1 protein-coding gene is annotated in these 12,455 nt (G+C 69.6%); it reads right to left on the bottom strand.

Going from position 1 to position 12,455, the window contains the following annotated elements; all coding sequences use genetic code 11:
• The gene (locus PI990_RS14660; RefSeq protein WP_271661091.1) at window positions 1-12,444 is read right to left on the bottom strand and encodes a non-ribosomal peptide synthase/polyketide synthase; all 12,444 of its coding nucleotides are present in this window, start codon (window positions 12,442-12,444) and stop codon (window positions 1-3) included.
• Between the last annotated feature and the right edge of the window lie 11 nt (window positions 12,445-12,455).

Here is a 12,455-nt window from a genome sequence, read left to right as displayed (position 1 = left end):
TCAGAGGGCCTCCAGGTCAGCGAGAAAGTCGTGCATCTCATTCAGGTCGTCGCTGGAGTGAGGCGTCAGGTGTTCCGCCAGCTGCTGCGCGTAGTCGGACAGGGATGAGGTTCTGAAAAGCAGGTCGAGGGGCACGGCAGCCCCCTGCTCCATCTGGAGCCGTGCGGTCGCTTGGGTCGCCAACAGTGAATGCCCACCGAGTTCGAAGAAGTTGTCGTCGCGGCCGACGCGCTCCAGCTTGAGCACGTCCCGCCAGATATCGGCCACGCGCCGCTCCAGCTCGCCCTCGGGCGCCACGTAGGCACGCAGCAGCTGGTTGCCGTCCGGCCTGGGCAGGCTCTTGCGGTCGAGCTTGCCGTTGGGCGTGAGGGGGAAGCGTTCGAGCACCAGCCACTGGGCGGGGATCATGTAGTCGGGCAGCGCCGACGCCAGGGCCGCCTTGAGCTGGTTGCGCAGCTCGGCCACCTCCAGAGCCTCGTGGGGCACCAGGTAGGCCACCAGCTGGCTGCCCAGGGGGCCTTCCTGGGCGACGACCGCCGCCTCGCGGATCAGCGGATGGGCGAGCAGTTGCGCCTCGATCTCGCCCAGCTCGATGCGGAAGCCACGGATCTTCACCTGGTGGTCGACGCGGCCGAGGTACTCGATCACGCCATCGGCCCGGTGCCTGGCCAGGTCCCCGGTGCGGTACAGGCGGGTGCCGTTGCCGAACGGGTCCGGCAGGAAGCGTTCGGCGGTCAGCGCCGGGCGGTCGTGGTAGCCACGGGCCAGGCCATCGCCACCGATGTACAACTCGCCGATCACCCCCGCCGGGTTCGGCGCGAAATCACCGTCGAGAATGAACAGCGAAGTGTTGGCGATCGGCCGCCCCAGCCAGGGTTGCGGCTGCTCCGGGGTCAAGCGGTGGGTCGCCGACCAGATGGTGGTCTCGGTGGGGCCATAGAGGTTCCACACGGCAGCGCCCAGGGCCAGCATGCGCTGGGCCAGGTCATCGGCCAGGGCCTCGCCTCCGCAGAGGAAGGTGCGGCCGACCAGGATCGCGGCGCGGGGGTGGTCCAGCAGCATGCGCCAGGTGGACGGCGTGGCCTGGATGACGCTGACCCGCTGCTGCTCGATGAGCTGCAGCAGGCGCTCCGGGTCATGGGCGCTGTGCCGGTCCGCCAGCACCACGCAGGCGCCCTGGAACAGCGGGCCATAGAGCTCCAGCCCGAAGATGTCGAAGGAGAAGGTGGTCAGCGACAGCACCCGATCGGCCGCCTCGATGCCGGGCTCCCGCACCATGCTGGCGACGAAGTTGACCAGGGCCTGGTGGCGCACCATCACGCCCTTGGGCTTGCCGGTGGAGCCGGAGGTGTAGATGGCGTAGCACAGGTGCTCGCCAGCGACCGCGACCTGCGGGTCGACCGGGCTTTCCTCCAGGCTGGCCGCCGGCTCCACCAGCAACGTGCGCACGCCAGCCGGCAGGGCGAACTGCCCGGCCAGGGCCGGCTGGGTCAGCAGCAGTTGCAGGCCGCTGTCCTCCACCATGTGCGCGAGGCGGTCCTGGGGATATTGCGGGTCGAGCGGCACGTAGGCGCCGCCGGCCTTGAGGATGGCCAGCAGGCCGACCACCATCTCGACGCCGCGCTCCAGGGCGATGCCGACGAGCTGGTCCGGCACCACGCCGAGCCCGATGAGCCGGTGCGCGAGGTGGTTGGCCTGGCGGTTGAGCTGGCCGTAGCTCAGTGCCTGCCCATCGAAGCGCAGGGCGATGGCGTCAGGCGTGGCGCGGGCCCGGGCCTCGAACAGCTGGTGCATGCAGGGCGCCTGCGGGTAGTCGGCGGCGGTGGCGTTCCACGCGCTGACCACACGCTCGTGCTCGGCCGCATCCAGCAGCCTCAGCTCGCCCAACGGCTGCTCGGCGGCGTCGGGCATCTGCTGCAGCAGGCGGCCCAGGTGGCGCCCCAGTTGCTCGATGGCGTCATGGGCGAAGGCTTCGCGCTGGTAGCTGAACTGCACCGAGAGGCATTCGCCGAGGCTGACCATCAGGGTCAGCGGGTAATTGGTCTGCTCCTGGCTGTCCACGGCGCCGAAACGCACCCCATGGGCGGCGCTCTGCTCCAGGGCCTCGGCGATCGGGTAGTTCTCGAACACCAGGATGTTGTCGAACAGGGCTTCGCCGCCCTGCCCGGCCCAGCGCTGGATATCGAACAGCGGGGTGTGCTCGAACTCGCGCAGCGCCAGGTTCTGGGCCTGCAGCGCCTGCAGCCAGTCGACCAGCCGCTGTTCGCCGCGCGGGCTGGCGACCACCGGCAGGGTGTTGATGAACAGGCCGATCTGCTGCTCGCTGCCGGGCAGGTCCGCCGGGCGGCCGGCGACGGTGGCGCCGAAGACCACGCCCGCCTTGCCGGTATGGCGCTGCAGAAGCAGCAGCCAGGCGGCCTGTACCAGGGTGTTGACGGTGACCTTGGCGGCCCGCGCAAACGCGCCGAGCTGGCGGGTCTGCCCGGCATCCAGCTGGATGCCATGCAAGCCATGGGCGGCTGTCGCGTCGCGGGAATCCGGCCTCGGGAAGACCGATGCCAGGCGCACGGGCTCGTCCAGCACGCTCAGTTGGCGGCTCCAGAAGGCTTCTGCAGCGGCCGCGTCCTGGCGCTGCAGCCAGGCGATGTAGTCGCCGTAGCGGCCCGGGACCGAAGGCAGCGTGCCCTGGCCGTAGTGCTGCAGCACCTCGGCGAACAGCTGGGCGCTGCTCCAGCCGTCCATGAGGATGTGGTGGTTGGTGTAGATCAGGTGGTGGCGATCGTCGCCGGTGCGCACCAGGACCAGGCGCATCAGCGGCGCCTGTTCCAGCTCGAAGCCCCGGGCGCGCTCTTCCTCGGCCAGCGCATCGAGCGCCGCCTCCATGCCGGCCTGGTCACGCCAGTCCAGCAGGCTGAAGGGGATGTCGAGCTGGCGGTAGACCAGTTGCACCGGCTGTTCGAGATCACCCTGCCAGAAGAACCCGGTGCGCAGGATGTCGTGACGGTCCAGCACTGCCTGCCAGGCCGCGCGGAAGCGCGCGGGCTCCAGCCCCTCGATGTCGAGGCGGGTCTGGTTGACGTAGTTGCCGCGGGCCTGCTCGAACAGCGAGTGGAACAGCATGCCCTGCTGCATCGGTGACAGCGGGTAAAGGTCGTCGATGGCCGCAGCGGCCACTGGCAGCGCATCGAGCTGGGCCTGGGTCAGGCGGGCCAGGGGGAAGTCGGACGGGGTCACGCCCTGGTTCGCGGCGCTGCAGCAATGCTCGATCAGCGCACGCAGCTCGTTCTGGTAGTCATCGGCCAGGCGCTCGATGGTGGCGACCTCGAACAGCGCGCTGCTGAAGGTCCAGCTGAGGTCCAGCTCGCCGCCGAATACCTGGCTGTCCAGGGCCAGCTGGTTGCCCAGCGGCCCCTCCAGGTCGACTTCCTCGCCCCCCGACTCCGCGGTCGGGGCGAACAGGGCGGCATCGGCCTCATCGAAGCTGCCGTCGAACTGCCCCAGGTAGTTGAAGGTCAGGCGCGGCACGGGCAACTGGCCCAGCGCGGCGCGAGCCTGGGGCTCTCCCAGGTGGGCCAGCACGCCGAAGCCGATGCCCTTGTTGGGAATCGCCCGCAGCTGTTCCTTGATGCCTTTGAGCGCGGCCCCGAGATTCCCCTCGGCGCTCAGCCGGGCCGGGAACACGCTGGTGAACCAACCGACGGTACGGGTCAGGTCGATGGCATCGAACAGGTCCTCACGTCCGTGCCCTTCGAGCTGGACCAGCACCTTCGCTTCACCGGTCCAGCGGGCGATGGTGCGGGCCAGCGCCGTCAGCAGCAGGTCGTTGACCTGGGTGCGATAGGCCGCCGGGGCCTCCTGCAGCAGGCGGCGGGTCAGCCCGGCATCCAGGCGGCGACGGACCGCCACGGCGCTGCGGTGGGTCAGGCCCCCTTGCGGATGGTCGCACGGCAGGGACACGGAGGCGCCCTGCAGCTGCGCCTGCCAGTAACCCAGTTCCGCCTGCATGGCGGTGCTCCGGGCATGGGCCTGCAACTGCTCGGCCCAGTCCTTGGTGGAGCTGGTCTTGGCCGGCAGCGCGACCGCCTGGCCACCTTCGATGCGGCGATAGGCGAGCTGCAGGTCTTCGAACAGGATGCGCCACGACACGCCGTCCACCACCAGGTGATGGATGACCAGCAGCAGGCGCTGGCTGCCGTCATCGAGGGTGGCCAGGAGTGCACGCAGCAAGGGGCCCTGTTGCAGGCTCAGGCTGCGCTGCACGGTGTTGCCCAGTTCATGCAGCGCCTGGGCGTCGGCGACCCGGGCCTGTTGCAGCAGCGCTTCGCCCTGGGCCTGTGGCTCCTGGTAGCGGGCCGTCCAGCCCGCCTCGGTTTCGCTGAAGGACAGGCGCAGCCCGTCATGGTGCTCCACCAGGCGTTGCAGGGCCTGCTCGAGCGCCTCCGGCTGCAGGGGGCGGGTCGGCTTGAGCATCACCGACTGGTTCCAGTGATGGCGCTGGGGGATGTCGTTGTCGAAGAACATCCGCTGCACCGGCAGCAGCGGCGACTCGCCGCGCACCGGCCCCTGGTCGATGGCCAGGGTCGCTTCGCCCTGGCGCGCCACGCCGGCGAGCGCCTGGATGGTCGGGTGCTGGAACAGGTCTTTCGGGGTGAGGCGGATGCCCAGCTGGCGCGCGCGGCTGACCACCTGGATGGAGATGATCGAGTCACCGCCGAGCTCGAAGAAGTTGTCGTTCAGGCCGACCTGCTCCAGCTTGAGCACCTCTTCCCAGATCCGTGCCAGCTGCCGTTGCAGCTCGCTCTGCGGGGCCACGTAGGCCTGCTGCAGCTGGCTGACGTCCGGGCGCGGCAGGTTCTTGCGGTCAAGCTTGCCGTTGGGTGTCAGCGGCAGACGCTCCAGGCGCATCAGGTGGGACGGCACCATGTGCGCCGGCAGGCTGGCCTTGAGCTGCTCGCGCAGGCCCTCGATGAAGCCGGCCGCGTCGTCGCTGGCGACGACGTAGCCCACCAGGCGCTTGCCGCTTCCGGCCTCGCCTTCCTGGGCCACCACCACCGCCTCGCGCACGCCCTCCAGGGCCTGCAGGCTCGCCTCGATCTCGCCCAGCTCGATGCGGAAGCCGCGGATCTTCACCTGGTTGTCGATGCGTTCCAGGTAGTCGAAGGTGCCATCGGCACGCTGGCGCACCCGGTCGCCGGTGCGGTAGAGCAGGCCGCCCGCTCTGCCGAAGGGGTCGGCGACGAAGCGCTCGGCGGTCAGGCCCGGGCGGTTCAGGTAGCCGCGCGCGAGGCCGCTGCCACCGAGGTAGAGCTCGCCGGTCATGCCCTGGGGCACGGGGTTAAGGTCGGCGTCCAGCACATAGGTGCTGCGATCGCCGATGCGGCTGCCGATGGGGGCATAGGCCGCGCCGCATTGCTGGTCCCGCCCGGCCTTCCAGATCAGCGGGGTGACCACGGTTTCGGTCGGGCCATAGCCGTTGATGATGAAGTCGGGGTCCAGCGCCCGTTTCACCCGCTCGAAGCTGGCATTGGGCACCGCATCGCCGCCGAAGCAGTAGATCCTCACCCGGGGCGGGTTGCCCTCGCGCTCGGCATGCTCGGCCAGTTGCTGCAGGTACACGGGCGGGAACGCCGCCACGGTCACGCCTTCGGCCTGCATCGCGCGGTAGGTCTGCTCCGGGGTCCAGAGGCTGTCATCGCGGATCAGCAGCGAGCCGCCGTGGGTCAGGCTGGTGAGCCAGCGCTCGTGCGCGCCGTCGAAGGCGAAGGACATGAAGTGGAATTCGCAGTCGTCGGCGCTCATCTCGTAACGCTCGCCGATCGCCTGGCAGTGCATGCTCAACGGGCCATGGGCGACGCACACGCCCTTGGGCTGGCCGGTGGAGCCTGAGGTGTAGATCACGTAGGCCAGGTGGTGCGGGTCGACTTGTACCTCCGGGGCCTGGCGCGGATGCCGCGAGAGGTCGAGGCCGTCGAGTTCCAGCACCTTGAGGTCGGCGTCCACGGGCAGCGCGGGCAGCAGCTGCGAGTCGATCAGCAGCAACGCGAGCCCGGAATCCTTCATCAGGTAGGCCAGCCGCTCGCGCGGGTAGCTGCTGTCCAGCGGCACGTAGGCGCCCCCGGCCTTGAGCACCGCCAGCAGGGCGACGATCAGGCCATCACCACGGGGCAGCGCGACGCCGACCCGGACTTCCGGCCCGATGCCCTGGGCCACCAGCTCGTGGGCCAGTTGGTTGGCGCGGCCCTCCACCTCGGCGTAGCTGAAGCGCTGGCCGGCGAAGATCACCGCGGTACGTTGCCCCTGCGTTGCGGCGAGCTCGGCGAAACGCCGGTGCACCGGCGTCTCGACCGCATAGGGTCGCGGCAGGTTCTGTTCCTGCAGCCGCGCCCGTTGCTCAGGGGTGACCAGGGCGATTTCGCCCAGCCGGCGCTCGGCCGATACGCAGAATTCCTGCAGCAGGTGCAGCAGTTGCCCGGCAACGCGGGCGACGGCCGCCTCGGAGAAACGGGCGGGCGCATAGCTGCAGTGCAGGGCCAGGGTTTCTCCCAGGGTCACGCCGACGCTCAGGGGGTAGTGGGTCTGGTCGAAGTTGCCGACTGCGCCGAAACGCACCCCGAGCGCTCCGCCCCGGCGGAGTGCTTCGGCGATCGGGTAGTTCTCGAAGACCAGGATGTTGTCGAACAGGGCCTCACCGCCCTGCCCGGCCCAGCGCTGGATGCTGGCCAGCGGCGTGTGCTCGAACTCCCGCAACGCGAGGTTCTTCTCCTGCACCGCTTGCAGCCAGTCGGCCACGCGCTGGTCCGGCCGGGAGCCGGCGACCACCGGCAGGGTGTTGATGAACAGGCCGACCTGCTGCTCGATGCCTGCCACCTCGGCCGGGCGCCCGGCCACCGTGGTACCGAAGGCCACCGCCTCGGCACCGGTGTGACGCTGCAGCAGCAACAGCCAGGCGGCCTGCACCAGGGTGTTGACCGTGACCTTCTGCTGGCGGGCGAACGCGTTCAGGCGCTGGGTGCGCTGCGGGTCCATCGCGGCATCGAGCAGGCGGTGGCTGCCCGCCTCCAGCAGGTCCTGGGGCTGGACACTGGCCTGGGCGAGCAAGGTGGGCTCCTGCAGCTCGGCGACCTGCTGCTTCCAGAAGCCTTCGTCACGCACCGCATCCTGCTGGTGCAGCCAGCGGATGTAGTCACGGTAACGGCCGACGGCGGGCGCAGGCGCCTCTGCGCTGTAGCGCTGCAGGACCTCACCGAGTAGCTGCGAGCTGCTCCAGCCGTCCAGCAGGATGTGGTGGTTGGTGAACACCAGATGGTGGCGCTCGTCGCTCGTGCGGATCAGCGCCAGGCGCAGCAGGCCCGGTTGCGCCAGGTCGAAGCCACGTGCCCGATCCTCTTCGAGGAAACGCGCCAGCGCCACGTCGATATCGCGACGGCCACGCCAGTCCAGCTCCACGAAGGGCAGGCTCACCTGGCGGTGGAGCACCTGCAGCGGATGGGGCAGATCGCCCTGCCAGAGGAAGGCCGTGCGCAGGATGTCGTGGCTGTCCACCGCCGCCTGCCAGGCGTCGCGAAAGCGCTGCGGGTCCAGCCCGTCGACGTCCACGCTCAACTGGTTGATGTAGGTGCCATCCCCCTGCTCGTAGAGGCTGTGGAACAGCAGGCCCTGCTGCATGGGCGACAGCGGGTAGATGTCTTCCACCGCCTGGGCGGGCAGCCCGAGCGAGTCCAGCTGGGCCTGGTCCAGGCCGGCCAGGGGGACATCCGAGGGCGTGAGGCCCGCTGCGTCTGCCTGGCAGCAGTGCTCGACCAGGACTTGCAGCTCCAGGCCGTAGCCGTCCGCCAGTTGGCGGATGTCGACTTCATCGAACATGTCCTGGCTGAAGGTCCAGCGCAGTTCGAGCTCGCCGTCGTAGACCTGCCCTTCCACGCCCAGCCAGTTGTCCAGGGGCGCATCCGCGCTCTGTTCGGCCCCGGCACGCTCGCCGGCGGGCACCAGCAGCGCGCCCTCGCGGCTGTCGAAGCTGCCGTCGAACTGCCCCAGGTAGTTGAAGGTGATGCGCGGCTGCGGCAACCGTGCCAGCGCCTCGCGGTCCGCCGCCTGCCCGAGGTAACGCAGGATGCCGAAGCCGATGCCCTTGTTGGGGATGGCCCGCAGCTGCTCCTTGACCCGCTTGAGGGTGTCCGCAAGGCCCGGAGCCGGGCTCAGGCGTACCGGGAACAGGCTGGTGAACCAGCCGACGCTGCGGCTGAGGTCGATGCCGTCGAACAGGTCTTCGCGGCCATGCCCTTCCAGCTGGATCAGGACATGCTCCTGCCCCGCCCATTGGCCCACGACCCTGGCCAGGGCGGTGAGCAGCAGGTCGTTGACCTGGGTGCGGTAGGCCGCGGGGGCCTGCTGCAGCAGCTGCCGGGTGCGCGCCCGGTCCAGCCGGCTGCGCACCACCCGCGCGTGGCGGCTTTGCAGGCCGCCTTCCGGGTTGCGGCACGGCAGTTCGGTGGTCGCACCCTCGAACTGGGCGGTCCAGTACCCCAGCTCGCGCCTGGCCGTCTCGCTCTGGGCGTAACCCTGCAGTTGCTCGGCCCAGCTCTTGTAGGCGCTGGTCTTGGCCGGCAGGGACGGTCGCTCGCCCTGGACACTTTGCTGGTAGGCCCGCTGCAGGTCTTCCAGCAGGATGCGCCAGGACACACCGTCGACCACCAGGTGGTGCACGGCGAGCAACAGGCGCTGGGTGCCGTCCTGCAGGGTGACCAACACCGCGCGGAGCAGCGGCCCGCCACGCAGATCGAGGCTGCGCTGTGCATCGGTGCACAGCGCTTGCAGGTCGTCATCCGCCACGTCGTCACGCACCCAGAGCAGGGTCGGCAGGCCGGCAGCAAGGCCGGCCAGTTCCGCCCGCCAGGCCTCGCCACGCTGTTCGAAGCGCGTGCGCAGCGCATCGTGATGCACGACCACGGCGTGCAGCGCCTGCTCCAGCGCGGCGGCCTGCAGCGGCTCGAGCGGGCGCAGCAGCAGCGCCTGGTTCCAGTGGTGCCGGTCGGGGATGGCCTCGTCGAAGAACCCGCGCTGGATCGGCAGCAAGGGCAGCTCGCCGGTGACCGGCCCCTGGTCGATGCCCTGCCCGGCCTCGCCGAGGCGGGCCACGGCGGCCAGGGCCTGGACAGTCTGGTGCTGGAACAGATCGCGCGAGGTGAACGCGATACCGGCCTGGCGGGCCCGGTTGACCAGTTGGATGGAGACGATCGAGTCGCCGCCCAGCTCGAAGAAGTTGTCGGTCAGGCCGACCCGCTCCAGCTTGAGCACGTCTTGCCAGAGACCGGCGATGCGCTGCTCCAGCTCGCTGCGCGGTGCCACGTAGGCCTGTTGCAGCTGGCTCGCATCCGGCAGCGGCAGGGCCTTGCGGTCCAGCTTGCCGTTGGGGCTCAGGGGCAGCGCATCGAGGAACAGGATATGGGCCGGCACCATGTAGTCCGGCAGGCTGCCGCGCAGCTGCTCGCGGATGCCCTCGCGCACGTCGTGCTGGGCATCGCCAGGCGCCTGGGCCAGGGCCTTGTCCACCGCCACGACATAGGCCACCAGTTGCAGCGCCGATTCGCCCTGCACCGCCTGCACCGTGGCATCGCCGACGGTGTCCAGCTCCAGCAGGCGCGCCTCGATCTCGCCCAGCTCGATGCGGAAGCCACGGATCTTCACCTGATGGTCGACACGGCCGACGTACTCGATAACGCCGGCCTCGTTGAAGCGCGCCAGGTCACCGGTGCGGTACAGACGGCCACCGGTGGTGGAGAACGGGTCGGGGATGAAGCGCTCGGCGGTAAGGCCGGGGCGCTGGAAGTAACCCCGGGCAAGCAGCTCGCCCCCGATCATCAGTTCGCCCACCACACCCACGGGTACCAGCTGGCCGTTGCCATCCAGCAGGTAGGTGCTGCGCCCGGGCAAGGCGCGACCGATCGGCAGGACCCGCGGCAGCGCCTGGCGGCCTTCGACATAGTCGCTGCAGTCGAAGGTGGTGGCGGTGACGGTCGCCTCGGTCGGCCCGTAGGTATTTAGCAGCCGTACCTGTTCGAGCCCGGCCTGGCGCCAGGCCTGCACCCCTTCCGGCGGCATGGCTTCGCCGCCGCTGTGCACCTGGCGCAGCACGCCGTAGTCGCGCGGCCCGGCTGCGGCGAACGCCTTGGCCATCATGTTCCAGTAGGCGGTGGTCAGGTCCATGACGGCGATGCGCTGTTCGAGGATCTGCCGGTACAGCATCTCGCTGTCCCACACCTCGGTGCCACGCATGACCACCGATGCACCGTGGATCAGCGGCCCGTACAGCTGCTCGGCGAAGGCGTCGAAGTTGAAGGTGGCGAACTGCAGCACGCAGTCGCCGCGTTCCAGGCGGTAGTAGTGCACCGCCGCATGGGCGTGCCCGGCCAGGGCGCCGTGGCTGATGGCCACGCCTTTGGGCCGGCCGGTGGAGCCCGAGGTGAACATCACGTAGGCCAGGTTGCCGAGGCTCGCACGCGGCAGGAGGTTGTCGCCGGCGGCCTGTGCCCCGGCGTCTTGGTGGTCCAGGCACAGGGTCGGCAGCGTATCGGGGATCGGCAGGCGCTCGAGCAGTGCGGCCTGGGTCAACAGCAGCCGGCAGCCGCTGTCCTCGATCATGGCGGCCAGGCGCTCGCGGGGGTATTGCGGGTCCAGCGGTACATAGCCGCCGCCGGCCTTGAGCACGGCAAGAATCGCGACCACCAGCTCCAGGCTGCGGTCCACTGCGACACCGACCAGCACCTCGGGCCCTACGCCCCGCTCCACCAGCACATGGGCCAGGCGGTTGGCACGGGTGTTCAGCTGGCCGTAGGTCAGCCGCTGGCCCTCGCAGACCAGCGCCAGCGCCCCCGGGTCACGGGCGGCCTGCACCTCGAACAGCTCATGGACGCATTGCGTGACGGGCTGGGCCTGCTCGTGGCACCCCCAGCCCACCACCAGTTGGCGGTACTCGGGCTCGGCCAGCAACGGCAGCTCGCCGACGCGCTGTTGCGGGTTCCGCACCATGCCGTGCAGCAGGTTGGCCCAATGTTGCGCAAGGCGCTCGATGGTGGAGGCGTCGAACAGGTCGCTCGCGTAGGTGAAGGAGGCATGCAGGCGGCCCGCCTTCTCGAAGGTGTCCAGGCTCAGGTCGAACTGGGTGGTCCGGCTCTCCCAGTCGATCACGCCCAGTTCCAGTCCGCTCCCCACCTTGAGGGTGGTGACATCCGCCACCTCGGGCTGGTGGTTGTACATGACCTGGAACAGCGGGTTGTAGCTGAGGCTGCGCTCCAGCTTCAGCGCCTCCACCAGGCGCTCGAAAGGCAGGTCCTGGTGGGCCTGGGCGCCGAGAGCGGTCTCCTTGATGTCGCGCAGCAGATCCCCCAGGGAGGTGCGGCCGTCCAGACAGGTGCGCAGCACCTGGGTGTTGACGAAGAAGCCGATCAGCCCTTCGATCTCGCTGCGATTGCGGTTGGCGATGGGCACACCGATGCGCAGGTCGGTCTGCCCGGTGTAACGGTGCAAGAGGACGTTGAAGCTGCCCAGCAGCAGCATGAACAGTGTCACCCCGTGCTGCCTGGCCAGCTCGCGCAGCTGCTCCGACAGCGCCGGTTCCAGGGCCAGCTCATGGCGCAGCCCCTGGTAGCTCGGCAGCGCCGGGCGTGGATGGTCGGTGGGCAGCTCCATCACCGGGTGCTCATCGCCCAGCTGCGCGAGCCAGTAGCCGAGCTGGCGCTCCTGCTCACCCGCCTCCAGCCATTGCCGTTGCCACAGCGCATAGTCGCGGTACTGCACCGGCAGCGGCGCCAGCTCGGGCTCCCGCCCCTGCTCGTGAGCATCGTAGAGCCGGCAGAATTCCTCGATCAGCACGCCCATCGACCAGCCATCGGAGACGATGTGGTGCAGGGTCAGCAGCAGGACGTGCTCACGCTCCGCCAGCCGCAGCAGGCGCACCCGCAGCAGCGGTCCATTGGCCAGATCGAAGGGTTGCAGGGATTGCTCCTGCGCCTGTCGGGCGACCTCCACCTCGCGCTCGGCGCTGGGCAGCGCACTGAGATCGTCACGCTCGATGACCAGTGGAGCGTCGAAGGCGACCAGGCGCAGGCTGTCATCCTCGGTTGGCCGGAAGACCGTGCGCAGCGTCTCGTGGCGCGCCACCAGGCTGGCGAAGGCCGCTTCCAGCGCGGCCTCGTCCAGCGGCCCGGTCAGGCGCACGGCCGCCGGCAGGTTGTAGGCGCCGCTTTGCGGGTCCAGGTGCCAGAGGAACCACATGCGCTGCTGGGCATAGGACAGCGTGTCGCGCTCAACGGACTCCACCCCCGACGGAATCGGGAACACCGAGAAATCGATGCCTTCCTGGCGCAGGCTGGCGAGGAAAATCCTGCGTTTCTCCAGGGGCAGCTCGATAAAGCGGCGCGCGAGTTTCAGGGAGTCTTCTGCATTCATCGGTCTTCTTC

Origin of the sequence: Pseudomonas sp. TUM22785 (genome assembly GCF_028198105.1) — a bacterium.
GTDB classification, from domain to species: Bacteria; Pseudomonadota; Gammaproteobacteria; order Pseudomonadales; family Pseudomonadaceae; genus Metapseudomonas; species Metapseudomonas solani.
Note: the sequence above shows the minus strand (reverse complement) of the source record. Positions and strands in the feature narration are given on the sequence as shown.